The organism is Thioclava sp. F36-6 (assembly GCF_002020305.1).
GTDB lineage: Bacteria > Pseudomonadota > Alphaproteobacteria > Rhodobacterales > Rhodobacteraceae > Thioclava > Thioclava sediminum.
In genome coordinates, this window is record NZ_MPZX01000004.1 from 24,496 (window position 1) to 48,875 (window position 24,380).

Sequence of the window (24,380 nt, forward strand, 5' to 3'; positions counted from 1 at the left end):
GCCAATACAGAGAGATGAAAATCGACAGGAGATCATCATGTCTGACACGCATAATCACGAACGCTCGGGTCTGGGCGGCATCTACTTCGTTCTGGGCGCGGTCGTCGTCGCCCTCGGTATCGTCCTTTGGCTCATGATGTCGCCCGGGGACGAAAGCGCCAGCACTGCGCCCACCGAGAGCGATGCGAGCGCAACCTCGGTCACGATCGAGAACAACGACAACGCAGCCCCGGCGGATTCGTCGAGCGCCGACGCCTCGGGCGATGCGGCGGCCAGCGACAGCGGCAGCACCGACACGAGTGGCGCGTCGGCTGAGGCCACCACGCAAAGCGGCGGCTCGAACTGATCCCGCTTTCGCAGATCACGTGCAAGTGAAGCGGCGTCCTGCGGGGCGCCGTTTCATTTTGCGCCATGCTCCGCCTATCTGATGACGGGAGGAGGAACGCAGGTCAGAGCCTCGCGTTTCCTTTACCGAGGGATCAAAGCGAAGAGGCGAGCAAGAATGGCCAAGGATTCGAACCGACAGAGCAGTATCGGCGGCCTGATACTCACCCTGGTTGCACTGGTTGCGGCACTGGGTGTCGTGGTCTGGCTCGTTGCCGATACGCCAATCGACGGGGGTGACGACGCCGCCACCGATCCGCCGAGCGAGCAGCAGATATCCGACCCAAACACCGCGAAGGTCGACGTGGCGCCCGACTCGAAGACGAGCGGCCCGGCGACAGGCGGCGACGGTCAGTAAGAGACGCTAATCAGCCCTGCAGTTCTTTGAGGATCGCTTCCGCCGCAGCCCGCGGATCGGGCGCGCGGTGGATCGGGCGACCGACGACGATATGGTCGGCACCTGCGCCCACCGCCGCCGCCGGGGTCGCGATCCGCTTCTGATCGCCAAGATCGGCCCCCGTCGGGCGCACACCCGGCGTCACGATGAGCTTGCCAGCCGCTTCGGGCAGCGCCCGGATCATCGCGGCTTCCTGCGGCGAGGCGATCACGCCATCCGCACCAGCCTCGAACGCGCGCCCTGCACGCTCCGCCACGAGGTCGCTGATCGCGCCGTCCTTGATCAGCGCCCCGTTCAGGTCCTCGCGGTCGAGCGAGGTCAGGATCGTCACGGCGAGGATTTTCAGATCGGTACCCGCCGCGCCTTCCTTGGCGGCCTTCACCACATAGGGGTCGCCATGCACGGTCAGGAAATCGAGGTCGAACTGCGCCAACCCGCGTACGGCGTTCTCGACCGTCGCGCCGATATCGAACAGCTTCATGTCGAGGAAGATGCGCTTGCCCTGATCCTGCTTCAGCTCGCTGGCCAGCGCGAGGCCGCCGCCCGTGAGCATTCCAAGACCGATTTTGTAGAAGGACACCGAGTCGCCCAGCTGGTTCGCCAGCACGAGGCCTTCATAGGCGCTCGGCACGTCGAGGGCGACGATGAGACGGTCGTCGGCGGGCAGGGTCATGTCGGTCATCGCTGGGGCGCTCCTTTTCAAGATCGCCCCCTGATGCGGATCAATCACCGCTACGTCAAGCCGTTCGCGGGATCACAGCCCGCCGATGCCACGACGTTGCGCTTCGCGGGTCAGCGCGCGGGCGAGCTGGCGATGCGAAATGTTGGGGCTGGCTTCGACCCGAACGGGCACCCGCAGCGGCTGCGCGATCCCGGGGGTGAAGAATTCGACGACCGCCTCGAAACGGCGCTGCGCGGCGTTGTAAATCAGGCGCGCGATGCGCGTGGCGCTGGCATGATGCATCCTCGGAGCCTCCTGTGTGGGTGTCCCTGCGTAAACGCTAAACCTTGCGTTTTGGTTTCCACCTGCGGCGAAATGGTCGCCATAAAGCTCTTGAAGCGGGATGCGCCACATCCCATTTTTCATATCGAGACCCGGTCAGGACGGCGCCTAATATAGGGCCAGACACATCCCGGGGGCTTTAAAAAAGGAGAATGCCGATGAACATGGAGAAGTTCACGGAGCGGTCTCGCGGTTTCCTTCAGGCCGCGCAGACGATCGCGATGCGCGAGGGTCATCAACGTGTGGTGCCCGAGCATCTTCTGAAGGCTTTGATGGATGACGATCAGGGGCTGTCGGCCAATCTGATCAAGCGCGCCGGCGGCGAGCCTGCCCGCGTGCTCGAAGCCGTCGATCTGGCGGTGTCGAAACTGCCGAAAGTGTCGGGCGGCGACGGGCAGGTCTATGTCGAGCAGAGCCTCGTGCGCGTGCTCGACGAGGCCGAGAAGATCGCCAAGAAAGCGGGCGACAGCTTCGTGCCGGTGGAGCGTGTGCTGATGGCTCTGGCCATGGTGAACACGCGCGCCAAGGATGCGCTCGATGCGGGCGCGGTGACGGCGCAGAAGCTCAACGCTGCGATCAACGATCTGCGCAAGGGCCGCACGGCGGATTCGGCCTCGGCCGAAGAGGGCTATGAGGCGCTCAAGAAATACGCGCGCGATCTGACCGAAGCCGCAGAGCAAGGCAAGATCGACCCGATTATCGGTCGTGATGACGAGATTCGGCGCACCATGCAGGTGCTGAGCCGTCGGACCAAGAACAACCCGGTTCTGATCGGTGAACCCGGCGTGGGTAAGACCGCGATCGCGGAAGGCCTTGCGCTGCGCATCATCGACGGGGACGTGCCGGAATCGCTGCGCGACAAGCGGCTGCTCGCGCTCGACATGGGCGCGCTGATCGCCGGTGCGAAATATCGCGGTGAGTTCGAAGAGCGTCTGAAAGCTATCCTCAAGGAAATCGAGGCTGCTGCGGGCGAGATCATCCTCTTCATCGACGAGATGCACACGCTCGTGGGTGCTGGGAAATCCGATGGCGCGATGGATGCGGCGAACCTGATCAAGCCGGCGCTGGCCCGTGGTGAGCTGCACTGCGTGGGCGCCACGACGCTCGATGAATACCGCAAATATGTCGAGAAGGACGCGGCTTTGGCCCGGCGCTTCCAGCCCGTGATGGTGGAAGAGCCGACGGTCGAGGACACGATCTCGATCCTGCGCGGTATCAAGGAGAAATACGAACTCCACCACGGGGTGAAGATCTCCGACTCGGCGCTGGTCTCGGCTGCGACGCTCTCGCATCGCTACATCACCGACCGCTTCCTGCCCGACAAGGCAATCGACCTCGTGGACGAGGCCGCCTCGCGTCTGCGCATGGAAGTGGACAGCAAGCCTGAGGAACTCGACGCGCTCGACCGTCAGATCCTGCAGATGCAGATCGAAGCGGAAGCGCTGAAGAAAGAGGACGACACCGCGTCGAAGGACCGTCTCGAGAAGCTCGAGAAGGAACTGGCCGATCTGCAGGATCGCGCTTCGGAAATGACTGCCAAATGGCAGGCCGAGCGGGACAAGCTGGAATCGGGTCGCAACCTCAAAGAGCAGCTCGACAAGGCCCGGGCCGAGCTCGATCAAGCCAAGCGCGAAGGCAACCTCGCCCGCGCGGGCGAGCTGAGCTACGGCATCATCCCGAGCCTCGAGAAGCAACTCGCGGCAGCCGACGAGGCCGAAGGCGAGGAGCTGATGGTCGAGGAATCGGTGCGCCCCGAGCAGATCGCCGAAGTGGTCGAACGCTGGACTGGCATTCCGACCTCGAAGATGCTGGAGGGCGAGCGCGAGAAGCTGCTGAAGATGGAAGACGAGCTGCACAAGCGCGTCGTCGGTCAGGATGCAGCGATCACCGCCGTGTCGAACGCCGTGCGCCGGGCGCGTGCGGGGCTGAACGATGAGAACCGCCCGCTGGGTTCGTTCCTCTTCCTCGGCCCGACCGGTGTGGGTAAGACCGAGCTGACCAAGGCCGTCGCGAATTACCTGTTCGACGACGATCAGGCGATGGTGCGGATCGACATGTCCGAGTTCATGGAGAAACACTCCGTGGCGCGGCTGATCGGTGCCCCTCCGGGCTATGTCGGCTATGACGAGGGTGGCGTTCTGACCGAAGCGGTCCGGCGGCGTCCCTATCAGGTCGTGCTGTTCGACGAGGTCGAGAAGGCGCATCCGGACGTGTTCAACGTGCTGCTGCAAGTGCTTGACGACGGTGTGCTGACCGATGGTCAGGGCCGCACGGTCGACTTCAAGCAGACCCTGATCGTACTGACCTCGAACCTCGGCTCTCAGGCGCTCAGCCAGCTGCCGGAAGGCACGGATGCGAGCGAGGCCAAGCGTCAGGTGATGGATGCGGTGCGGGCGCATTTCCGCCCCGAATTCCTGAACCGTCTCGACGAGATGGTGATCTTCGATCGCCTGAACCGCGAGAACATGGACGGGATCGTGGAGATCCAGCTCAAGCGGCTGGAGAAACGTCTGGCACAGCGCAAGATCACGCTGGAGCTGGACGAGTCGGCCCACAAGTGGCTCGCCGATGCGGGCTACGACCCGGTCTATGGCGCACGTCCGCTGAAGCGGGTGATCCAGCGTTCGCTGCAGGACCCGCTGGCCGAGGCGATCCTTGGCGGCGAGATCATGGACGGTGCGACGGTCGAAGTCACGGCTGGCCCGAACGGCCTGATCGTCGGCGGCCATGCGGCGCCTCTGGGGGGCACGAAGCCTGCCGATGGCGTGCCGCTGCACTAAAACCACCTGAAAATCGATTGAGAGGGGCGGAGCGATCCGCCCCTTTTTCGTCAGCGTCAGGGGCGCTGCCCCTCTTGGCTACGCCAATTCACCCAGGGATATTTCCGCCAAGAGGAAGAAGGAGTATCTAGGGGATATTCCCCGGATCGAGTCCCCATGCCCGCCCTTTGCCGCGATTGCCTGAAGAGTTTTGACGAGGCGCCGAAGCGTTGCCCCGCCTGCGGCAAGGCGCGGATCGTGGCGCATCCGGAGCTGTTCGACCTGCCCATCGCACATATCGACTGCGACAGTTTCTACGCTTCGGTCGAGAAGCGCGACAATCCCGAGCTGTCTTCGCAGTCGGTGATCGTGGGGGGCGGCACGCGCGGGGTGGTGACGACCTGCTGCTACATCGCGCGAATCTCCGGCGTGCGCTCGGCCATGCCGATGTATCAGGCGCGCAAGCTTTGCCCCGATGCGGTGATCATCAAACCGCGGATGGAGCATTACGCGAATGTCTCTCGCGAGATTCGGGCGAAGATGGTGGAACTGACGCCGCTGATCGAGCCGCTCTCGCTCGACGAAGCGTTTCTCGATTTGGGCGGGACGGAGCGGCTACATCATGCGCCGCCCGCGCTCCTGATGGCGCGGCTTGCGCGGGAGATCGAGACGGAGATCGGGGTCACAGCCTCGGTCGGTCTTTCGCATAACAAGTTCCTCGCCAAGATCGCCTCCGATCTCGACAAGCCGCGCGGGTTTTCGGTGATCGGGCGCGGCGATACGGAAGAGTTTCTTCGCGACAAGCCGGTGTCGATCCTCTGGGGCGTGGGGGCGGCGACGCGCTCGGCCCTGGGGCGCGCGGGCATCCGCACGCTCGCCGATATCCGCCGCGCGGGGCTGTCGCGGATGGAGGACCGTTTCGGCGCGTCGGGGCGGCGGCTCTTTGAGTTGGCCAGCGGGCAAGATGCGCGGCGCGTCTCTCCAGACTCGCCGATGAAATCGGTGTCGAACGAGACAACCTTCAACACCGACATCGCCGATCGCGAGGCGCTGATGGGCAAGCTCTGGCATCTGGCCGAGAAGGTCTCGGCCCGGATGAAGGCGCGCGATCTGGCGGGGCGGACCGTGACGCTAAAGCTAAAAAAGGCCGATTTCGCGACCGTGACCCGGCAGACCCGGCTGGAGGAGCCGAGCCAATTGGCCGACACGCTCTATCGTGCGGGCGAGACGCTGTTCGACAAGCTGCCGAAGGGCCAGGCCTACCGTTTGATCGGCATCGGGTTTTCGGACCTCACGGCGGCCGATGGGCGCGATCCGGCGGGCGACCTGCTCGACCCTTACGCGGGCAAGCGCGCGGGGGCGGAGCGGGCCAAAGATGCGATCCGGGCGCGATTCGGGACGGATGCGATCCGCAACGGGCGCGGCTGGGACGGGGAGTGACTTACTCCGCCGCGTGGCGAAGCGGATGCGCCCCGAGATCGGCGATCTGACGCGCCGCCCGGCTCATCAGCGCCGCGAACGCATTGAAATTCTCGTTCGGCGCGATGCGGTGCTGATCCATGTAGAGGGCGCGGTCGATCTCGATCTGGATCGCGTGATAGCCCTCGCGCGGATGCCCGTAGCGCTGGGTGATATAGGCCCCGGCAAAGGGGCTGTTGCGCGCCACGTTCAGCCCCTCGCCTTCGAAGATCAGTTCGATCTCGCGCACGATCTCGCGGTCGGCACTGGTGCCGTAGCGATCGCCAAGCACGATCTCCGCGCGGCGCGGGCCGGTCGTGGCCAGCGCCTCGGAGGGCATCGAATGCATATCGAGCAGAATCGCCTGCCCGAAAGCCCCATGCGCCTCGGTCATCAGCGCCTCGAGCTGCGCGTGATAGGGCCGCCAGACATGGTTGATCCGCGCCTCGGCCTCGATCATCGGGATCTTGCCGCGATAGATCGCCCGCGCACCGGACACCACGCGGGGAATCACCCCGAGTCCGGCAGCGACACGCGGCCCCGGATGCGCCCGGTCCAGCCCGGCGATCAGCGCCGAATCAAGTTCGTCCTCCGCCCGGTTGAGATCGACCCAGGCTCTGGGATACTGCGCGCAGAGAAGTGGGGCGCCGAATCGCGGCACATCCGCCAGCAGCTCATCGACGAAAGCATCTTCGGAAGACCGCAGGCGCAGCATGTCCAGAACGGCCCGTTCCTGCAGGCTATGCGGGTATTGCGCACCGGAATGGGGCGAGGCGAAGACCGCAGCCGTCCGCAACGCCTTGGGGCGAACCAGCCGGAACGGCGGGAAAAGGGCTGGGCTGTCGGACATGAAACCTCTTATGATCGCCTAATATCTTACACTGGAACGCTTTCACGCCAAAACCCTCTTGAAAGCCGTTTCGACTCTTTATATAGACCCCCAGACCGACGCGACACCGCGCCTTTCGGTTCCCTTCGCGGCCTAGCCGCAAGCGCGAATCAAAGGCATCAAACGGGATCGCACGGGTGTGGGCGGTTAGCTCAGCGGTAGAGCACTACGTTGACATCGTAGTGGCCACTGGTTCGATCCCAGTACCGCCCACCATCTATTCACCGCCCCCGGCTTGCAAGCCCGGGGCATTCGTTTTTCAAGGCGCACCGCGCGCCGCGATACAGGAGAAGGCCGATGAAGGTCCGCAACTCGCTCCGCTCGCTCAAGCAGCGTCATCGCGATTGCCAGGTCGTGCGCCGCAAAGGCCGCGTCTACGTGATCAACAAGACGCAGAAGCGCTTCAAAGCCCGCCAGGGCTGAGGCAGCCGAGCCGAAACGAATAAAGGCCGCGCCAGGGATTTCCCGGCGCGGCCTTTTCCTTTGTTCAGCGATCTGAGGCTGAGAGGGATCGGCGCTTAGCGCGCGCCGATCGCCCCGGCCAGAAGCTGCGCCACGGTGGCCTGATCGAGATAGCCGGTGGCTTCCAGCCCGCCCGCGGTCTGATAGCGGCGAATCGCGCGGCGCGTATCCTTGTCGAACACACCGTCGACCTTGCCGGGCTTGAGACCCATCTGGGCAAGGCGTTGCTCCACCAGCGATTTCGCGACGCCGGGCAGGTTGAGGGCGGCCTCTTTCGCGGCAGCCGCGTCCATCGCGTCGCTTTGCTGATTCTGTTGCTGCAGCTCGGCGATGCGCGCCTCGGCCTCGGCTTTGAAGGCCGGGTCGGAGCGGCTTGCCAGATAGTCGCGGTAGCTTGCGATGGTGTCGGCCTTGCGCGCGGCGTCCCAGTCTGCGCGATCGGCCGATTGCGCTTCATCGCGGCGATCCGCTTCGATCTTGTCGAGCCGCTCCTGCGCGAGTTCCGCAAACAGCCCGTCGGGATATTTCTTGAGATAGGCGCGCAGCCCGGCCTCATCACCCGCCTTGCCGGTCTGCTCCCAATAAGCGCGGTCCTGCTGGTCGATCTTGGCCTGGCGTGCCTCGGCCTCGGCCTTCAGCTCGGCGGCGCGTTTCTCACCCTGCGCCGAGAGCGCAGTCAGCTGGGCGCGGGTCAGGTAGCTCGTATCGTCGAAGCCGTTGGCCTTCTGCCAGCGCGCGATCGCCCCGCGCGAGCCCGGCCCGAAGATACCATCGACGCCTTTCGGGTCGAATTTCAGGATCGTCAGGTTCTGCTGCACCTCGCGACGCTGATCGCGGCTGAGGTTCAGCGCCTCTTCGGTAGCCTTCGCTTGCCGCTGAGGCTCGTCGCGCAGTTGCTGGATACGCTGCTTCGCCTGAGCGGCATTGGTGCCATTCGGATAGCGGTCGAGATAGAGCTGATAGGCGGTGATCGTGTCCTCGGATCGCGCCATGTCCCAATACGGGGCCGACGGGTCAGCCTCGGGGGTTTTCACCGGGGTGGGCTTCTTGCCCGTCGGCTCGGTGACAAGTACGAAATCCCGCGGCATGTAGCCACTCGCGCGCAGGTCTTCGGACTGCGCCGACTGCATCAGCGAAGCGCCGGGCTCGGTCAGGTTGCCCGACATGAGGCTGGCCACATCCTTAGGGCTGCCGCGCAGCACGGTCACGCCCTGCGGAATGTCGAGCGTCCCGATCCCAGGCTGGGTCAGGCCCTGGCCGTTGCCCTCATCGTCCGCCGACCCAAGCAGCAGCACGGCACGCCCCGGATGGGCTGCGAGCACGGTCATCACGGCCGACAACGGCAGCGCCTCGCTCACCGCTTCGGGCAGCGAGGTGTCGCGGGCGTCGACCGGCAGATACCACGTCTCGCCGTCGGAATGGACAAAACGACCCGAGAGCGCCACAACCAGCCGCTCGGCCTCGGGCGCACGGGTCACGAAGTCGCGGAAGCGGGAACGGATTTCGGCGGCGTCGGCATCATCCTCGATCAGCACCGAGAAGCCCGCCGTCTGCAGCTTTGCTTCGCTATCGGTCAGCGCGGTGCCCGAGCGAAGATCGTCGATCCGCTGATAATCGGAATTGCCCAGCACCAGCGCCAGATCGGCGGCATGGGCGGGAAGGCCAAGCGCCGCGATCGCGGCACCTGTCAGAAGAAGTTTACGCATGGGTTCCTCCACTCTCTTTCCGGAGAAACCCCTTGAGTGCGCGCGCGGTTCCTCAGTCGTATTTCCGCTGGTCGTCGATGACCTTCCCATCATTGGGCAAAGAGCCGGGCGACACCAGTTCGATCACGCCCTTCATCTTCAGCGCTTCGCGGATGCCGCCATCGAAGCGGGCGGGATCGTCTGCCTCGGTTTCGATCTGCACGGTCATTACGTCCATCTCGCCGTCTCGGGTGGCGATGACGCGGGCTTTTTGCACCTCTGCATGGGCCGAGACGAAGCTGGCGACCTGCTCGGGGCGCACGAACATGCCCTTGATCTTGGTGGTTTGATCGGCGCGCCCCATCCAGCCCTTGATGCGCATATTGGTGCGCCCGCAGGGGCTGACGCCTTCCATCACTGCCGAGAGATCGCCGGTGGCGAAACGGATCAGCGGGTAGTCGGGATTGAGCGTGGTCACGACGACTTCGCCGACCTCGCCCGGGGCCACCGGATCGCCGGTGCCGGGGCGAACGATCTCGACGATCACGCCCTCGTCCACGATCATCCCCTCCATCGCGGCGCTCTCATAGGCGATATTGCCCAGATCGGCGGTGGCGTAGCATTGCAGGCAGGCGATGCCGCGATCCGCATAATCCTGACGCAGGCTCGGGAAGAGCGCGCCGCCCGACACGGTCGCCTTCGTGATTTTCAGGGCCTCGCCCATCTCCTCGGCCTTCTCGAGGATGATGCGCAGGTAATCGGGCGTGCCCGCGTAAGTGGTGGTGCCGATATCGACGGCGGCGCGGACCTGCAATTCGGTCTGGCCGGTGCCCGCAGGCAGAACGGCGGCACCGACCGTGCGCGCGGCATTCTCGAACATCATGCCCGCGGGGGTGAGGTGATAGCCAAAGCAGTTCTGCACGATATCGCCGGGACCGACGCCTGCGGCATGGACGAAACGCCCCAACCGCCACCAGTTGTGGCTGGTATCGCCGGGCTCGTAGATCGGGCCGGGCGACTGGAAGATATGCGCGAAGGCATGGGCGGGTTTCGTGACCAGCCCCCCGAAGGGCGGCGCGCCTTTCTGCGCGGCCCCGAGGTCGGACTTGCGCAGCACCGGCAGCTTCGCGAGCGCCTCCCGCGAGGTGATCGCGCTCGGGTCTACGCCTTGCAGATGCGCCGCGATCCCGGGAGCCTTCATCGCCGCGTCAATCAGCGCCGGCAGGCACTCCGCCAGAGAGGCCTCACGCGCGTCGGCGCTGCGGGTTTCCAATTCGTCGAAATGTTCGCGCATCTCTCGACCCTTTCCATTCAGCGGACAAACCGCTCCTATTCCGCGCCCAAAATGCTGCGCAGCAATTCAATTGAATCAGTAAGTTACCGTTACGCCAGCCAGCGCTTGCGGCGGCGATAGCTGCGCACGTCGCGGAAGCTCTTGCGGCCTTCGTCGGACATGCCGAGGTAGAATTCCTTCACGTCCGGGTTCTCGCGCAGCTCGGCTGCGGGACCGTCCATCACGATGCGGCCGCTCTCGAGGATGTAGCCGTAATGGGCGTAGCGCAGCGCGACATTGGTGTTCTGCTCGGCCAGAAGGAAGGTCACGCCCTCGTTCTCGTTGACCGATTTCACGATCTCGAAGATCTGCTCCACCAGCTGCGGCGCGAGACCCATCGAAGGCTCGTCCAGCAGGATCGTCTCGGGGCGGCTCATCAGCGCGCGGCCCATCGCGACCATCTGCTGCTCCCCGCCCGAGGTATAGCCCGCCTGCGATTTGCGGCGCTCCTTGAGGCGCGGGAAGTAGTCGTAGACCATCTCGAGATCGGCCTGGATCGCGGCGCGCCCGTCCTTGCGGGTATAGGCGCCGGTCAGCAGGTTTTCCTCGACGGTCAGGTGTTCGAAGCAATGGCGTCCCTCCATCACCTGGATCACGCCCTTGCGGACCAGATCGGCGGGGGAGCCGTCCTGCACCCGTTCGCCGCGATAGGTGATCGAGCCTTTTGTCACCTCGCCGCGCTCGGATTTGAGCAGGTTGGAGATCGCCTTCAGCGTCGTCGTCTTGCCCGCGCCGTTGCCGCCCAGAAGCGCGGTGATCCCGCCCTTGGGCACGCTCAGGCTCACCCCTTTCAGCACGAGGATGACGTGATTGTAGATCACCTCGATATTGTTGACCTCGAGAAGGGTGTTATCGGTTTTCGAAGCGTCGAGCATGGTTCTCTCCGGGACGTTGGGGTGGCCCCCGGCGGCGCGCGCCGGAGGCCGTTTTCGATCAGTTACACTGGTCGGTGATATTGTTTTCCGAAGCGAAGGCTGCGGAATCTTCTTCGATCAGCGGGTTCAGCACGTCCTTGTCGGATTCGATCCAGTCAGAGGCTTCGTTCCACTTCTTCGCACCGGCATCCCACTGGAAGACCTTGGCGGAGCCGGGGCCCCCGTGGTTCTCGCAGCTCGCCTTGATCGGCTGGGCGAAGTTCGGCAGGCCGAGCTCTTCCAGACGGGCTTCCGTGAGGTCGAGGTTCTCGAAACCGTCGCGCACTTCAGCGGCGTTGACGTTCGACTTGCCAGCCATCTCCTGCGCCTTGCGGATCGCTTCCGAGATGATCATCGCCGCGTACATGCCGCGCGAATAGAGCATCGTGCCGACCTGATCGCCTGCGCCCGACGCCTTGCCGGCATCGACGACATATTGCTTGAGGTCCGCATAGACCGGGTAGTCCATGCCGGTGCCGTGGAACGAGAGCGCCTTGTAGCCCGAGGCCTTGTCGCCTGCCGGAGCCACGTCGTTCTCCGAACCCGACCACCAGACGCCGATGAAGTGATCCATCGGGAAGCGGATGTTCACGGCTTCCTGGATGGCGACCTGGTTCATGACGCCCCAGCCCCACATCAGGACATAGTCGGGCTTGTCACGACGGATCTGCAGCCATTGCGACTTCTGCTCCTGACCGGGGTGGTCGACGGGCAGGGTCGAAAGCTCGAAACCGTGCTTCTTGGCCAGCTCTTCGAGCGTGCGGATCGGCTCCTTGCCATAGGCGGAGTTGTGATAGACCAGCGCGATTTTCTTACCGCTGATGTCGCCGCCTTCCTGATCAATGATGTGTTTGATCGCGACCGAGGCGCCGTCCCAGTAGTTGGCCGGGAAGTTGAAGACCCACTTGAACACCTTGCCGTTCGCAGCCGAGGTGCGGCCGTAGCCCGGGGTGTAGAGCGTGATGCCGTCAGCGGTGACCTTCGGGATCAGCTGATAGGTGATGCCGGTCGAGAGCGGGTTATAGGCCAGCGCGCCTTCGCCCTTGGTCGACTCGTAGCATTCCACGCCCTTCTCGGTGTTGTAGGCGGTTTCGCATTCGGGAGTGGCAACCATCTCGCCGCCGATGCCGCCGTCACGCTCGTTGAGCAGGGTGAAATAGTCGTTGAAGCCATCGGCATAGGGAATGCCGTTCGCGGCATAGGGCCCGGTGCGATAGCTGAGGTTCGGCACCACCAGTTCGGCGAAAGCCGGGGCCGTGGTCAGCGTCATCGCCGCCGCGACCAGTGCGGTTAGGGTCTTCTTCATTCGGTTCTCCTCCCAGAATGTTCGAGTGTTGCGCCGGGCGTGTCCCGGTTCTTTGTGTTGGGCGGCCCGGCCGTCAGTGCGGGAAGGGCCAAAGCCGGAGTTTTTCTTTCGCGACGCGCCAGAGCTGCGCGAGGCCATGCGGTTCCGCGATCAGGAAGGCCACGATCAGCCCACCCACGATCATCAGTTCGATATGCGCGGCGAGGTCCGTCGGCCAACCGAGCGTGCCGACGAGCACGTTCTTGAGGAAGACCGGCAGCAGCACGAGGAAGGCAGCGCCCGCAAACGAGCCGAAGATCGAGCCCAGACCGCCGATGATCACCATGAAGAGGATCAGGAAGGACTTCTGGATGCCGAAGGCTTCGCCCACTTCTGCCGCACCCAGATAGACCGCGAAGAACAGCGCGCCGGCGATGCCGATGAAGAACGAGCTGACCGCAAAGGCCGACAGCTTCGTCGTCAGCGGGTTCACCCCGATGATCTCGGCGGCGATATCCATGTCGCGGATCGCCATCCATTTACGCCCCACCGTGCCACGCGTCAGATTGCGCGCGACCAGCGCCACCAGCGTCAGCATCACGAGGCAGAACATGTATTTCGCCATGGCCGAGGTCTGCGCGCCGGTCACGAAGACGCCGAACACGGTGCGCTCGGGCGCGTTGATCTGACCCGAGGCCGAGTAGTTGTAGAACCACGGCACCTTGTTGAAGAGCCAGACGAGGAAGAACTGCGCCGCCAGCGTCGCCACCGCGAGGTAGAAACCTTTGATGCGCAGGCTCGGCAGGCCGAAGATCACGCCTACGGCGGCGGTGATGAACCCCGCGATGATGACGTGGAAGAAGATGTTGACGTCCGGGAAGGCCGTCATCAGCTTGTAGACGGCATAGGCGCCCACTGCCATGAAGCCCCCGGTGCCAAGGCTCACCTGCCCGGCATAGCCCACGAGGATATTCAGCCCGATCGCCGCGATGGCGTAGATCAGGAAGGGTACCGCGACCGCGTTCGCCCAGTAGTCGTTGATGAACAGCGGAACGATCCCGAAGGCGACCACCAGCACTGCATAATAGCGCAGCCGGTCGAACTTGATCGGAAAGGTCTGACTGTCCTCCCGGTAGGATGTCTTGAAATCACCTGCTTCGCGGTAAAACATCAGCCTCTCCCTTTCGTCAGGGAGAGCGCGTCGTCCCCCGTCAGCAGTTGCCGCGCCGGATCCTCACCCAGGCCCAGAGCCCGGCTCCCGCCCCCAAGGCGGCCAGCACGATATTCAGTGTTTGCAAGGTGGTCGGTTCTTCCGGCGGCGCGGCCAGCGCGATCCATCCGAATGCGAGCGCGGCTCCCCAGCCAATCGTGAACACGGTTGCACAGGTCTTCATCGGTAACGGTCCTCCCAATGATCGTCACATCAGCGCGACGACACTGGGCTCCCCTCCCCTTGACGCCACGACATGTGGCAGCTTGTCGCACCCCCGCGGCTCGATCAAGGAATTTTTCACCGTGACGTGAAAGCGTCGTGATCATCGCTCAGACCCTCTCGATGATCTTCTCGCCGAACAGGCCCTGCGGCCGGAAGACGAGGAAAACGAGCGCGAGGACATAGGCGAACCAGTTCTCGGTCGCGCCACCCAGGAAGGGGGCCCCGATCAGCAGTTCAAACAGTTTCTCGCCCACACCGATGATCAGACCGCCGACAATGGCGCCCGGGATCGAGGTGAAGCCGCCCAGCATCAGCACCGGCAGCGCCTTGAGCGCGATCAGCGACAGCGAGAACTGCACGCCCGATTTCGAGCCCCACATGATGCCCGCGACCAGCGCCACGAAGCCCGCGATCGACCAGACGAGGATCCAGATGAAGCGCAGCGAGATCCCGACCGACAGCGCGGCCTGGTGATCGTCGGCCACCGCACGCAGCGCCCGGCCCTGCTTGGAGTATTGCGAGAACACGGTCAGCGCCGACACCAGCAGCACCGCGACGATCGCCGCCACGATATCGAGATTGTCGATGAAGAAGCCGTAGCCGAACATGTTGAAGGTGACGGTGTCGATGGTCTCGTTGATGCCCTGCGGCAGCCCCACATCGAGCGTCTTGATGTCAGAGCCCCACATCACGTCCCCGAAACCTTCGAGGAAATAGGCCATCCCGATCGTCGCCATGAAGAGGATGATCGGCGCCTGGTTCACCAGATGCTTGAGCACTACTTTCTCGATGATGATCGCGAGCACAACCATCACGGCCGCCGCCAACAGGATCGCGACGATTGCCGGAACCTCCCACGGGAAATTCGTGTAGTGATTGCCCGTCATCGCGTTGATGAGATGGGCGAAGGGCACTTGCCCCTTCTGGATGCCGACCAGCGTCAGCGCGGCAAAGAGCGCGAGCACGCCCTGCGCGTAGTTGAAGATGCCAGAGGCTTTGAAGATCAGCACGAAGCCCAGCGCCACGAGCGCATAGAGCACCCCTGCCATAAGGCCGTTCAGCGTCACCTCGGCGGCATAGAGAACGATATCAGGCATGACGCGCCTCCGATGTCTGAGTTGCGATGCGGATGGTCTCAGTCATGGGCCACCCCCAGATAGGCGTCGATCACGTCTTGATTGCTGCGCACCTCGTCGGGCGTGCCGTCACCGATCTTCTTGCCGTAATCCATCACGACGACCCGGTCGGAGAGGTCCATCACGACGCCCATATCGTGTTCGATCAGGACGATGGTGGTGCCGAATTCGTCGTTCACGTCGAGGATGAAGCGGCTCATGTCCTCTTTCTCTTCGACGTTCATCCCGGCCATCGGCTCGTCGAGCAGAAGGATCTTCGGCTCGGCGGCCAGCGCACGCGCCAGCTCCACCCGCTTCTTCAGACCGTAGGGCAGACGCCCCACCGGCGTTTTGCGGATATTCTGGATCTCGAGAAAGTCGATGATCTTCTCGACCTTCTCGCGGTTCTCGTGCTCCTCGGCGGCGGCACCCGTCCACCACCAGCCCGCCTGCGACATGAGACCCTTCTTCATATGGGTCAGCCGTCCGGTCATGATGTTGTCGAGCACCGACATGCCGTCGAACAACGCGATGTTCTGGAAGGTGCGCGCGATGCCGAGACGCGCGACCTGATAAGGCTTCATCGGCCCGCGCTTGATGCCCTTGTAGAACACCTCGCCCTCGGTCGGGATATAGAAGCCCGAGATGACGTTCAGCATCGAGGATTTCCCCGCGCCGTTCGGCCCGATGATCGCGCGGATCTCGCCCTCGCGGATGTCGAAGGAGATATCCTTGATCGCCACCACACCGCCAAAGCGCAGCGTGATGTTCTTCATCTCCATGATGACCCCGCCGATCTGGCGGCCGTCGGCGGTGACGTAACCTTCGTTCATGTCTTTCATTCCGCCGCCTCCGCCATCTGTTTCGGGGCCACGACCTTCGCGTCGGCGATTTTCAGCGTCGCCTTGATCGAGCCTTTGCGCCCGTCCTCGTAGGTCACTTCCGTTTCGGTGTAGATTTCGTCGCGCCCGTCATAGAGCGCCGCGATGAGGTCGGCGAATTTCTCGCCGATCACGTTGCGGCGGACCTTGCGGGTGCGGGTCATCTCGCCGTCATCGGCGTCGAGTTCCTTGTGCAGGATCAGGAAGCGATGGACCTGACAGCCCGAGAGCATCGGGTCTTCGGCGATGCTTTCGTTCACCTCTTCGACATGCTCGCGGATCATCTCATAGACGCGCGGATGGCCCGCAAGCTCCTGGTAGGAGGCGTAGGAGATGTTGTTGCGCTCGGCCCAGTTGCCGACCGCAGTGAGGTCGATATTGATGAAGGCCGTGCAACGGTCCTTGCCTGCGCCGAACACCACCGCCTCGAGGATCGAGGGGTAGAATTTCAGCTTGTTCTCGACATATTTCGGCGCGAACAGGCGACCGTCGGCCATCTTGCCTACATCCTTGGCGCGGTCGATGATCCGCAGATGCCCGGTGTCTTCCTCGAAGAAGCCCGCATCGCCCGTCGCGACCCAGCCTTCCGGGTCCTTGGTCGACGCCGTGCTCTCAGCGTTCTTGTAATACTCCACGAAGGTGCCGGGGCTGCGATAGAACACCTCGCCATTGTCGGCGATCTTCACCTCGACGCCCGGAGACGGCACGCCCACCGTGTCGGCACGCACTTCGCCATCGGGCTGCTGGGTGATGAAGACCGACGCCTCGGTCTGACCGTAGAGCTGCTTCAGGTTGATCCCGAGCGAACGATAGAAAGAGAAGATCTCCGGCCCGATCGCCTCGCCCGCCGTGTAGCCGACGCGGATGCGCGAGAAGCCCAGAGTGTTCTTGAGTGGGCCATAGACGAAGAAATTGCCCAGCGCATAGGACATCCGCTTGCCGAAGCTGACGGGCTTGCCGTCGAGAATGTCGGGACCGACTTCGCGCGCGACCTTCATGTAGTGATCGAACAGCTTCTTCTTCAGCTTGCCCGCGTCTTCCATGCGGATCATCACCGAGGTCAGCTGGTTCTCGAAGACCCGCGGCGGCGCGAAGAAATAGGTCGGCCCGATCTCGCGCAGGTCGATCATCATCGTCTCGGGGCTTTCCGGGCAGTTCACGGTGAAGCCCGACCAATAGGCCTGCCCGATCGAGAAGATGAAATCGCCCACCCATGCCATCGGCAGGTAGGCCAGAACCTCGTCGTTATGGTTCAGGTGATCGAATTCCGAAGACGCCTTGGCGGTTTCGATGATGTTGCGGTTCGACAGGACCACGCCCTTCGGCTTGCCCGTCGTGCCCGAGGTGTAGAGCATCACGCAGGTGCTGTCATAGGTCAGCTCGGCGATGCGCTTGTCCAGCTCGGCCTCGTAGCGCGAATGACCCGCGCGGCCCTCGGCCTGCACGTCCTCCAGCGCGTTCATGCGCGAGTGGTCGTATTTCCGCATGCCGCGCTTGTCGGTGTAGGTGACATGGGTGATCGCGTGGATGCGGTCCTCGATCTCGACGATCTTGTCGACCTGCTCCTGATCGCCGCAGACGACGAAGCGCGCCCCGCAATGCTCCATCACATAGGCCATCTCGTCGGCCGCCGCGTCCTGATAGAGCGGCACCGGAATCGCGCCGCACATCTGCGCCGCGACCATCGACCAGTAATGCATGGGGCGGTTGCGCCCGATGATGGCGATATAATCGCCCCGTTCCACGCCGAGGCTCAGGAAGCCCAGCGCCATCGCGCGGATTTCCTCGGCCGCTTCGGCCCAGCTCCAGCTCTGCCAGATCCCGAATTCCTTTTCGCGATAGGCGGGGTAGCCACCATATCGGGCCACGTTCCGCGCCAAAAGCGCAGGAATCGATTGGGCAGATTCCTGCCCCTTCGCGACTGCGTCAGCCAAATTTTCCTCCCTCGCGCCGGTATGTCCGGCGTCCCTCGACCGCCCCGGGCGCTCCTCCGCGCACAGTTCGGCATGGCTCGACAGTCCATGTCAAAGTTTTCGTGATCTTTTCGTGATTGTAACGAATTCTTACGACTTCGCTGCGCAGCGAAACACGCTTTGCCGCGCCGCCCGCCGGTGGTAGCAAAAGCCAAGGAGCGGGAGGGGCGAGGTGAGCGAAACGAGCCGCGAGCGGCTGACACAGGCGGGGCTGAACCTGATCGGACAGGCGCTGTCGATCTTCGACAGCGATCTGCAGCTGGCCGTGTCGAACCGCCAGTATCAGCTGATGTTCGACCTGCCCGACACGCTGACCCAGCCCGGCACCACCTTCGAGGACACGATTCGCTTCCTCGTGACGCGGGGCGAATATGGCGAGGTCGACGATATCGAGGCCGCCGTCCGCGAGCGGGTCGAGACCGCGCGCGCCTTCGAGGCCCATTACATGGAGCGCCAGCGGGCGAACGGGCGCACGATCTCGGTCGAAGGCGCGCCGCTGCCCGAGGGCGGCTGGGTCACGGTCTATACCGACATCACGCCGGTGAAGCGGCAAGAGGCGCTGTTGCGCGCGCGGTCCGAGGAATTGTCAGACCAGCTGCTCGACCATGCCGAGGCGCTGGCGGCGGCGAACCGGGAACTGGCCGCGACCAACATGGCGCTGGAGGAAACCTCGCGCCAGCTGGCGATCACCGAAGCCCGCACGCGGCAGGTGACCGAGATGATGCCCGCCCATATCGCGCGGGTCGATCGTAACCTGATCTACACCTTTTCCAACCGCCGCCTGTCGACCGTTATGCCCGGCTCGCTCGCCAATGCGGTCGGCCACCACGCGAGCGAGGCGCTCGGCCCCGAGACCTATCGCAAGATCACACCCGGGTTCCGGCGCGCGCTGGCGGGCGAGGCGAGCGTCGTCGAGATCACCCATGACCCGTCGGGCCGGCGCATCCGCGTCGCGCTGACCCCCGATCTTGCCAGCAAGAACGAGGTGAGCGGGGTCTACATCCTCTCCACCGACGTCACGCATGAGGCGCAAGCCCGCGCAGCACTCGCGCAATCCGCGAAGCGCGAATTGGCAGCACAGCTTTCCTCGGGGCTCGCGCATGACTTCGCCAATCTGCTGACGATCATCCTCGGACTGCAGGGGCGGCTCGAACGGATGGAGGGGCTGCCCGCCGACGCGCAGGACGCGATCCGGGCGACCCTTGGCGCGGCCCGGCGCGGCGGCACGCTTCTCGACCGGATCGCCGCGATCTCGGGCCCGCGCGAGCTGCGCCCGCAGGCGGTGGTGCTCGACGATCTCTTCGACGATCTCGCCGCGATGGCGGGGCCTACGCTCCATGATCCGGTGACGCTCGATTTCGACAATAGCGATCTGAAAGACCCGATCCTGCTCGATCCCGGCCCGTTGCAGGACAGCCTGCTGAACCTGATCCTGAACGCAAATCACGCGATGCGCGCCGAGGGCGGCACGATCCGGATCGAGGCCCGCGCGGTGCGCGATACATGGGTCGAAATCGCAGTGACCGATCAGGGCGGCGGGTTCTCGGATGAGGCGCTCGAACATGCGCTCGATCCGTTCTTCACGACCAAGGGCAATGAGGGCTCCGGGCTCGGCCTGTCGATGGTCTATGACCAGACCAAGCTCGCGGGCGGCACGCTGCGGCTGGCCAATACCGAGGACGGCGCGCGCGTCACGATGCGCCTGCCGCTGAAACCCGCCGCCCGCCAAGCCGAGCCGATGATGGTGCTCTTGGTCGAGGATGACGAGGACATTCGCGCCAGCACCCGAGACATGCTGCGCGCGATGGATCACACGGTCGTCGAGGCGGGCACGATCGCCGAGGCCGAAGCCCTGCTGAACCTGCCCGACATCGCGCTGGTCCTGTCGGATATCCAGCTGCCCGGACCGCGCAGCGGGGTGGATCTCGCCCGCAAAATCCGCAATCAGGTTCCGATGATCCTGATGACCTCGCTGCCGCCGGGCGATGCGCTGCGCGCGCAGGCCCCCTGCCCGGTCCTTCAGAAACCCTTTACCGCCGCGCAGCTTGCGGCGCTGCTTGCGGGAGTGCCTCGATGAGTGCCGACCATCCCCTTGTCGCGATCCTCGACGACGAGCCCGAAATCCGCCGGATGCTTTCCGACGCGCTCGAAGAGGCCGGGTTCCGTACGACCTGCTATGGCCGCGCGACCGAGTTCGAAGCCGGGCTGAAGCGCTCCTCGCCCGATGTCTGCCTCGTCGATCTGGGCCTGCCCGACCGTGACGGGCTGGCGCTGGTGCATCGGCTGGCGCTGGAATCGGGCGCTGCGATCATCATCATCTCGGGCCGCGCGCAGGTGCAGGACCGGGTGACGGGTCTGGAGCTTGGCGCGGATGATTACATCATCAAACCCTTCGATCCGGCTGAGGTCGTGGCCCGCATCCGTGCGCGCCTGCGCAAGGGACGCAGCGAAGGCCCGGCGCAGGCGCAGACCGCCCATTTCGCAGGCTGGACCGCCCATTTCGACCGCTACCTGCTGGTGGCGGAGGACGGGGCCGAGACTTCGTTCTCCCATGCCGAAGGGGAGGTGCTGCGGCTGTTTCTGGAAAGCCCGAACCGGCTGATTACCCGCGCGCAGATGCAGGAAAGCCTGGGCGGTGCGGCAGGCGAAAGCTTCGACCGGGCGATGGATGTGCGGATCTCGCGGCTGCGCACGAAGCTTGGCGAAGATCCGAAAAACCCGCGCCTTATCAAGACAATCTACGGCGCAGGCTATATCTTCCTGGGCGAGGTCCGCTGGAGCTGACGACACCGCCTCTAGCGCGGACAGCAAGGCGTTAACCTCTTTTCGCTGGCCAAAACCGCCCCGCTCTGATTCACTTCACGAAATCGGGATACAGGGGCACTGCCATGCTCAATCTCCTTCTTCACACGCCGACGTCGCGACGGTTCTATCGCGTGGAAGTCTCCGACAACCTGTTCGGGGAATATACCGTGCTGCGCGAATGGGGCCTGCAGGGCCAGACCGGCGCGTCCTGTCTGCGGTGGTTTTCCAACCTGCGCGAAGCGGTCCATGCGGCGGAGCGGTTTCGTCGACGGGCGCAACGGCGCGGCTATGCGCTGAGCGAGGCGGGCGCGGGCGAAGCGCAGGCCTGAGCCCTACTCAGTCTTCGGAGTTCTCTGCTTTCCCCGCCGCCGCGCGTTCCTCGCGCTTGATCTTCGCCCGAATCTTCTCCAGCCGCGACTTCAGCTTGCTGCGGCGGCGGTTCTGATAGGCCGTGATGATCGGCAGGGACACGTAGTAGCAGATGGTCGCCGCGATCACGCCGGGACCGATCCCGCCGATCAGATAGGGCAACCAGACATCGGTGAAGAACCGCTCCAGCCCGCTCCATTCCGCGCGCTCGGGCGTGAACATCGCCCAGAAGTTATGCAGCAGATCGTGGCTCGCCGCCTGAAAGGTCTGCAGCAGGCTTTCGGGCTCTCCACCATGATCGAGCCGGTCGCCCAGGATCTTGTGACCCAGTTTGGTCGAGAAGACCGCGATGATCGGGAAGGTGACCGGGTTGCCGAAGAACGTGGCGAGGATCGCGGCGAGGATATTGCCGCGCATGATCCACGCCACGGCCGCGGCGCTGACGAAGTGAAATCCGAAAAGCGGCGTGAAGGAGACCAGGACCCCGGCCCAGACGCCACGCGCGATCCGGTGCGGTCGGTCGGGAAGCCGGTTGACCCGGTGCTTGACGTATTGGAAAGCCCGGGACCAGCCCGAACGCGGCCAGATCGCCTCGCGCAGGTTGGCCCAAACCCCCCGTTTTTCGCGCCGTCTGAAGACCACGCTGCCGTCCTTTCTCCCCCCTGCGCCGTGTGCGTCAGGGTTTGCGCGACAGGTTTCTGATCCGCTCCACCTGCGCCACGTCGCTCTCCGCCTCCAAGGCGGTAAGCAGGCGATGCATATGTTCTGCATCGCACAGTTCGACCTCGACGAGAACCGAATAGAAGTCCGGCTTGCGCTCCACAAAGTCGAGGTCCGAGATATTTGCCTTCTGCTGGCCGATCAATGTGCAGATATGTCCCAGCACGCCCGCATCGTTCGAGATCGTGACCTTCAGGGTCGCGGTGTAGGCGGGCGGGTGTTGCCCGGTCTTCCAATGCAGATCGACCCAGCGTTCGGGCTGATCCTCGAACTCTTCGAGCGCGGGGCAATCGATGGCATGGATCACCACGCCCTTGCCGCGATAGGTGATGCCGACGATGCGCTCGCCCGGCAGCGGCTGGCAGCAATCGGCGCGGCGGAAGCTCTGATCGGCGCCGAGGCCCAGAACCGCGCGAGTCGGTTCGATCTCGGTGCCTTCGCGGCGTTGGGCGAGCTCGGGATACAGCGCGTCGAGCACATCCGAGGCCGCCAGTTCCGCAGAGCCGAGCCGGGCGAGAACCTCGTCCTGATCGCCGATCCCCAGCGCCTTGCCGGCCGTGCGCAGCGCCTTGTCGGTCACGCGGCGGCCGACATGTTCGAAGGCCACACGCGCCAGTTCCTGCCCCAGCTTGATGAAGCGGTCGCGATCTTCCTCGCGCAGCGATTTGCGGATCGCGGCCTTGGCGCGCCCGGTCGCCACTATATCGAGCCAGGTCAGCTGCGGACGCTGGCCCGAAGCGGTGATCACCTCGACCGACTGGCCGTTCTTCAGCCGGGTCCAGAGCGGCACGCGGATGCCGTCGACCTTGGCACCGACGCAGCTATTGCCGATCCGCGTGTGGATCGCATAGGCGAAATCGATCGGGGTCGCGCCCTTGGGCAGCTTCACCACATCGCCTTTCGGGGTGAAGCAGAAGACCTGATCGGAATACATCTCGAGTTTGACATTCTCGAGAAACTCGTCGTGATCGCCGTCGCCATCGGGGTCCGAGAACCGCTCGCTGAGCGAGGCGAGCCATTTCGCTGGATCGACCGCGAAGGGGTTCTGCGCCCGCTCGCCATCGCGATAGGACCAGTGCGCCGCGACGCCCGCCTCGGCCACTTCGTGCATCTGCCGGGTGCGGATCTGCACCTCGACGCGCTTGCCGTCACGCCCCGAAACGGTGGTGTGAATCGAGCGGTAGCCGTTGGTCTTCGGCTGACTGATGTAATCCTTGAACCGGGTCGGCACCGCGCGCCAGCGGTGGTGGATCAGGCCCAGCACCCGGTAGCAATCCATCTCGGTGCGGGTAATGACGCGGAAACCGTAGATATCCGACAGGCGCGAGAAGGTGAGCTGCTTCTCCTCCATCTTGCGCCAGATCGAATAGGGCCGCTTCGCGCGACCGAAGACGTCGGCGTCGATGTCCTCGTCTTCGAGCAGCGCGCGGATGTCGGCGGTGATCTTCGGGATCACATCGCCGGTTTCCTTCTGCAGGCTGACGAAGCGCCGAATGATCGAGGTGCGTGCCTCGGGGTTGAGCACCTTGAAGGCGAGGTCTTCAAGCTCCTCGCGCATCCACTGCATACCCATCCGGCCTGCGAGCGGCGCGTAGATCTCCATCGTCTCGCGCGCTTTCTGCGCCTGCTTCTCGGCCCGCATCGAGCGGATCGTGCGCATGTTGTGCAGACGGTCGGCGAGCTTCACGAGGATCACCCGCAGGTCTTTCGACATCGCCATGAACAGCTTGCGGAAGTTCTCCGCCTGCTTCGAGGCCGCGTTCGAAAGTTGCAGATTTGTCAGCTTGGTGACGCCATCGACCAGCTCGGCGATCTGCTCGCCGAACATCTCGGACACTTCGCCATAGGTCGAGCGCGTGTCTTCGATCGTGTCGTGCAGAAGGGCGGTGATGATGGTCGCATCGTCTAGACGCTGCTCGGTCAGGATCGCCGCCACCGCGACGGGATGCGAAAAATAGGGCTCGCCCGAATGCCGGAACTGCCCTTCATGCATGTCTTTTCCGTAGGCATAGGCCTTCCGGATCAGATCCGCATCGGTCTTGGGATTATAATTGCGGACGAGCGCGATCAGGTCTTCGACGTCGATCATTCGCGCTCGTTCCAGCCAATCAGTGGATTATTCGCGCCCCTGCGCGTCCATCAGCGCGCGCAGCATACGCTCTTCGCTCATGTCGTCTTCGACGGCACGATCGGGGCTCTCGCCACCCATGAGCATCGCCATCGAGTCCTCTTCGGGCTCGTCGACCTCGATCTGGGTCTGGTTGCTCTCGATGAGACGCTCACGCAGATCCTCGGCCGATTGGGTCTCCTCGGCGATTTCGCGCAGAGCGACGACGGGGTTTTTATCGTTGTCACGCTCGACCGTGAGGGGAGCGCCAGCAGCGATTTCGCGGGCACGATGCGAAGCGAGCATTACCAGCTCGAAGCGGTTCGGAACCTTGTCAACGCAATCTTCAACCGTCACGCGGGCCATGAATCTCTCCAGAAGAACTCGGATTGAGGGCCCTACTTAG

23 protein-coding genes and 1 tRNA gene are annotated in these 24,380 nt (G+C 64.0%); 9 read left to right on the forward strand and 15 right to left on the reverse strand.

What is annotated here, in order from left to right; translation table 11 throughout:
* The first annotated feature begins 37 nt into the window (after positions 1 to 37).
* Entirely contained in the window at positions 38 to 346 is a 309-nt protein-coding gene (locus BMI88_RS17260; protein ID WP_078522375.1) for a hypothetical protein, read from the forward strand.
* Between the two features lie 156 nt (positions 347 to 502).
* A complete protein-coding gene (locus BMI88_RS17265) occupies positions 503 to 742 on the forward strand; it encodes a hypothetical protein (RefSeq protein WP_078550791.1) in 240 nt (79 codons plus the stop codon).
* A gap of 10 nt (positions 743 to 752) precedes the next feature.
* On the opposite strand, the gene pyrF is transcribed toward BMI88_RS17265, so the two are convergent.
* Together pyrF and BMI88_RS17275 are read right to left on the reverse strand one after the other, a co-directional pair.
* Positions 753 to 1,454: an orotidine-5'-phosphate decarboxylase gene (pyrF, locus tag BMI88_RS17270; protein ID WP_078541769.1), complete on the reverse strand. Its 702-nt coding sequence runs from the start codon at positions 1,452 to 1,454 to the stop codon at positions 753 to 755.
* Between the two features lie 81 nt (positions 1,455 to 1,535).
* Complete coding sequence (locus BMI88_RS17275) at positions 1,536 to 1,745, reverse strand: hypothetical protein (RefSeq protein WP_078541724.1); 210 nt, start codon at positions 1,743 to 1,745, stop codon at positions 1,536 to 1,538.
* Between the two features lie 197 nt (positions 1,746 to 1,942).
* Here BMI88_RS17275 and clpB point away from each other — a divergent pair, with 197 nt between their 5' ends.
* Positions 1,943 to 4,564 (forward strand): ATP-dependent chaperone ClpB, encoded by a 2,622-nt coding sequence (gene clpB, locus BMI88_RS17280; RefSeq protein ID WP_078550794.1) that lies wholly within the window; start codon positions 1,943 to 1,945, stop codon positions 4,562 to 4,564.
* 156 nt (positions 4,565 to 4,720) lie between these two features.
* Positions 4,721 to 5,983 carry a DNA polymerase IV gene (locus BMI88_RS17285; protein ID WP_078550796.1) on the forward strand — a complete coding sequence of 421 codons (1,263 nt, stop codon included), beginning with the start codon at positions 4,721 to 4,723 and terminating at the stop codon, positions 5,981 to 5,983.
* Between the two features lies 1 nt (position 5,984).
* Here the strand turns inward: BMI88_RS17285 and BMI88_RS17290 are convergent, their stop codons facing one another.
* On the reverse strand, positions 5,985 to 6,851 hold the full coding sequence (locus tag BMI88_RS17290; RefSeq protein WP_078550798.1) for an N-formylglutamate amidohydrolase: 867 nt from the start codon (positions 6,849 to 6,851) through the stop codon (positions 5,985 to 5,987).
* A 180-nt stretch (positions 6,852 to 7,031) separates the two neighbouring features.
* Here BMI88_RS17290 and BMI88_RS17295 point away from each other — a divergent pair.
* Both BMI88_RS17295 and ykgO read left to right on the forward strand, forming a co-directional pair.
* Positions 7,032 to 7,106: transfer RNA gene (locus BMI88_RS17295), tRNA-Val, on the forward strand.
* A gap of 81 nt (positions 7,107 to 7,187) precedes the next feature.
* The gene (gene ykgO / locus BMI88_RS17300) at positions 7,188 to 7,313 is read left to right on the forward strand and encodes a type B 50S ribosomal protein L36 (protein WP_038074920.1); all 126 of its coding nucleotides are present in this window, start codon (positions 7,188 to 7,190) and stop codon (positions 7,311 to 7,313) included.
* A gap of 95 nt (positions 7,314 to 7,408) precedes the next feature.
* On the opposite strand, the gene BMI88_RS17305 is transcribed toward ykgO, so the two are convergent.
* The 9 genes from BMI88_RS17305 to BMI88_RS17345 all read right to left on the reverse strand — a co-directional run bounded on the left by BMI88_RS17305 (position 7,409) and on the right by BMI88_RS17345 (position 17,934).
* Positions 7,409 to 9,058: a peptidoglycan-binding protein gene (locus BMI88_RS17305; RefSeq protein WP_168174015.1), complete on the reverse strand. Its 1,650-nt coding sequence runs from the start codon at positions 9,056 to 9,058 to the stop codon at positions 7,409 to 7,411.
* Between the two features lie 52 nt (positions 9,059 to 9,110).
* A complete protein-coding gene (locus BMI88_RS17310; RefSeq protein ID WP_078550803.1) occupies positions 9,111 to 10,331 on the reverse strand; it encodes an AMP-binding protein in 1,221 nt (406 codons plus the stop codon).
* An 89-nt stretch (positions 10,332 to 10,420) separates the two neighbouring features.
* Entirely contained in the window at positions 10,421 to 11,245 is an 825-nt protein-coding gene (locus tag BMI88_RS17315; protein ID WP_078550806.1) for an ABC transporter ATP-binding protein, read from the reverse strand.
* Positions 11,246 to 11,303: 58 nt separating this feature from the next.
* The gene (locus BMI88_RS17320) at positions 11,304 to 12,590 is read right to left on the reverse strand and encodes an ABC transporter substrate-binding protein (protein WP_078522367.1); all 1,287 of its coding nucleotides are present in this window, start codon (positions 12,588 to 12,590) and stop codon (positions 11,304 to 11,306) included.
* Between the two features lie 73 nt (positions 12,591 to 12,663).
* Positions 12,664 to 13,740 (reverse strand): branched-chain amino acid ABC transporter permease, encoded by a 1,077-nt coding sequence (locus BMI88_RS17325; protein ID WP_078550808.1) that lies wholly within the window; start codon positions 13,738 to 13,740, stop codon positions 12,664 to 12,666.
* A 40-nt stretch (positions 13,741 to 13,780) separates the two neighbouring features.
* Positions 13,781 to 13,963, reverse strand: coding sequence for a hypothetical protein (locus BMI88_RS17330; RefSeq protein ID WP_078541717.1), 183 nt, complete (start codon positions 13,961 to 13,963; stop codon positions 13,781 to 13,783).
* A 148-nt stretch (positions 13,964 to 14,111) separates the two neighbouring features.
* Positions 14,112 to 15,101 (reverse strand): branched-chain amino acid ABC transporter permease, encoded by a 990-nt coding sequence (locus tag BMI88_RS17335; RefSeq protein WP_078550810.1) that lies wholly within the window; start codon positions 15,099 to 15,101, stop codon positions 14,112 to 14,114.
* Between the two features lie 38 nt (positions 15,102 to 15,139).
* Positions 15,140 to 15,961: an ABC transporter ATP-binding protein gene (locus BMI88_RS17340; protein WP_078522363.1), complete on the reverse strand. Its 822-nt coding sequence runs from the start codon at positions 15,959 to 15,961 to the stop codon at positions 15,140 to 15,142.
* Complete coding sequence (locus tag BMI88_RS17345) at positions 15,958 to 17,934, reverse strand: long-chain fatty acid--CoA ligase (protein WP_078550812.1); 1,977 nt, start codon at positions 17,932 to 17,934, stop codon at positions 15,958 to 15,960. The genes BMI88_RS17340 and BMI88_RS17345 overlap by 4 nt, the downstream gene beginning before the upstream one ends.
* A 211-nt stretch (positions 17,935 to 18,145) precedes the next feature.
* On the opposite strand from BMI88_RS17345, the gene BMI88_RS17350 reads away from it, so the two are divergent.
* The 3 genes from BMI88_RS17350 to BMI88_RS17360 all read left to right on the forward strand — a co-directional run bounded on the left by BMI88_RS17350 (position 18,146) and on the right by BMI88_RS17360 (position 21,107).
* Positions 18,146 to 20,050 (forward strand): PAS-domain containing protein, encoded by a 1,905-nt coding sequence (locus tag BMI88_RS17350; protein WP_078550814.1) that lies wholly within the window; start codon positions 18,146 to 18,148, stop codon positions 20,048 to 20,050.
* Positions 20,047 to 20,757 carry a response regulator transcription factor gene (locus BMI88_RS17355; RefSeq protein WP_078541712.1) on the forward strand — a complete coding sequence of 237 codons (711 nt, stop codon included), beginning with the start codon at positions 20,047 to 20,049 and terminating at the stop codon, positions 20,755 to 20,757. Before BMI88_RS17350 ends, BMI88_RS17355 begins: the two co-directional genes overlap by 4 nt.
* A 104-nt stretch (positions 20,758 to 20,861) precedes the next feature.
* Complete coding sequence (locus tag BMI88_RS17360; protein WP_078550816.1) at positions 20,862 to 21,107, forward strand: WGR domain-containing protein; 246 nt, start codon at positions 20,862 to 20,864, stop codon at positions 21,105 to 21,107.
* Between the two features lie 7 nt (positions 21,108 to 21,114).
* Here BMI88_RS17360 and BMI88_RS17365 read toward each other — a convergent pair whose 3' ends face one another.
* The 3 genes from BMI88_RS17365 to rpoZ are packed head-to-tail and all read right to left on the reverse strand — an operon-like array spanning position 21,115 to position 24,340.
* Complete coding sequence (locus tag BMI88_RS17365) at positions 21,115 to 21,789, reverse strand: DUF2062 domain-containing protein (RefSeq protein ID WP_078550817.1); 675 nt, start codon at positions 21,787 to 21,789, stop codon at positions 21,115 to 21,117.
* Positions 21,790 to 21,823: 34 nt separating this feature from the next.
* Positions 21,824 to 23,956 carry a bifunctional (p)ppGpp synthetase/guanosine-3',5'-bis(diphosphate) 3'-pyrophosphohydrolase gene (locus BMI88_RS17370; protein ID WP_078550819.1) on the reverse strand — a complete coding sequence of 711 codons (2,133 nt, stop codon included), beginning with the start codon at positions 23,954 to 23,956 and terminating at the stop codon, positions 21,824 to 21,826.
* Between the two features lie 27 nt (positions 23,957 to 23,983).
* Positions 23,984 to 24,340, reverse strand: coding sequence for a DNA-directed RNA polymerase subunit omega (gene rpoZ / locus BMI88_RS17375; protein WP_078522357.1), 357 nt, complete (start codon positions 24,338 to 24,340; stop codon positions 23,984 to 23,986).
* Positions 24,341 to 24,380: the final 40 nt, after the last annotated feature.

What these genes read in the sequence shown, in the direction of transcription:
- BMI88_RS17355 (WP_078541712.1), top strand. Translation starts at nt 20,047, where the DNA reads ATGAGTGCCGACCATCCCCTTGTCGCGATCCTCGACGACGAGCCCGAA.
- BMI88_RS17340 (WP_078522363.1), bottom strand. Translation starts at nt 15,961, where the DNA reads ATGAAAGACATGAACGAAGGTTACGTCACCGCCGACGGCCGCCAGATC.
- BMI88_RS17310 (WP_078550803.1), bottom strand. Translation starts at nt 10,331, where the DNA reads ATGCGCGAACATTTCGACGAATTGGAAACCCGCAGCGCCGACGCGCGT.
- BMI88_RS17305 (WP_168174015.1), bottom strand. Translation starts at nt 9,058, where the DNA reads ATGCGTAAACTTCTTCTGACAGGTGCCGCGATCGCGGCGCTTGGCCTT.
- clpB (WP_078550794.1), top strand. Translation starts at nt 1,943, where the DNA reads ATGAACATGGAGAAGTTCACGGAGCGGTCTCGCGGTTTCCTTCAGGCC.
- BMI88_RS17265 (WP_078550791.1), top strand. Translation starts at nt 503, where the DNA reads ATGGCCAAGGATTCGAACCGACAGAGCAGTATCGGCGGCCTGATACTC.
- BMI88_RS17275 (WP_078541724.1), bottom strand. Translation starts at nt 1,745, where the DNA reads ATGCATCATGCCAGCGCCACGCGCATCGCGCGCCTGATTTACAACGCC.
- BMI88_RS17370 (WP_078550819.1), bottom strand. Translation starts at nt 23,956, where the DNA reads ATGATCGACGTCGAAGACCTGATCGCGCTCGTCCGCAATTATAATCCC.
- BMI88_RS17360 (WP_078550816.1), top strand. Translation starts at nt 20,862, where the DNA reads ATGCTCAATCTCCTTCTTCACACGCCGACGTCGCGACGGTTCTATCGC.
- rpoZ (WP_078522357.1), bottom strand. Translation starts at nt 24,340, where the DNA reads ATGGCCCGCGTGACGGTTGAAGATTGCGTTGACAAGGTTCCGAACCGC.
- BMI88_RS17325 (WP_078550808.1), bottom strand. Translation starts at nt 13,740, where the DNA reads ATGTTTTACCGCGAAGCAGGTGATTTCAAGACATCCTACCGGGAGGAC.
- pyrF (WP_078541769.1), bottom strand. Translation starts at nt 1,454, where the DNA reads ATGACCCTGCCCGCCGACGACCGTCTCATCGTCGCCCTCGACGTGCCG.
- BMI88_RS17260 (WP_078522375.1), top strand. Translation starts at nt 38, where the DNA reads ATGTCTGACACGCATAATCACGAACGCTCGGGTCTGGGCGGCATCTAC.
- BMI88_RS17285 (WP_078550796.1), top strand. Translation starts at nt 4,721, where the DNA reads ATGCCCGCCCTTTGCCGCGATTGCCTGAAGAGTTTTGACGAGGCGCCG.
- BMI88_RS17320 (WP_078522367.1), bottom strand. Translation starts at nt 12,590, where the DNA reads ATGAAGAAGACCCTAACCGCACTGGTCGCGGCGGCGATGACGCTGACC.
- BMI88_RS17290 (WP_078550798.1), bottom strand. Translation starts at nt 6,851, where the DNA reads ATGTCCGACAGCCCAGCCCTTTTCCCGCCGTTCCGGCTGGTTCGCCCC.
- BMI88_RS17335 (WP_078550810.1), bottom strand. Translation starts at nt 15,101, where the DNA reads ATGCCTGATATCGTTCTCTATGCCGCCGAGGTGACGCTGAACGGCCTT.
- ykgO (WP_038074920.1), top strand. Translation starts at nt 7,188, where the DNA reads ATGAAGGTCCGCAACTCGCTCCGCTCGCTCAAGCAGCGTCATCGCGAT.
- BMI88_RS17315 (WP_078550806.1), bottom strand. Translation starts at nt 11,245, where the DNA reads ATGCTCGACGCTTCGAAAACCGATAACACCCTTCTCGAGGTCAACAAT.
- BMI88_RS17330 (WP_078541717.1), bottom strand. Translation starts at nt 13,963, where the DNA reads ATGAAGACCTGTGCAACCGTGTTCACGATTGGCTGGGGAGCCGCGCTC.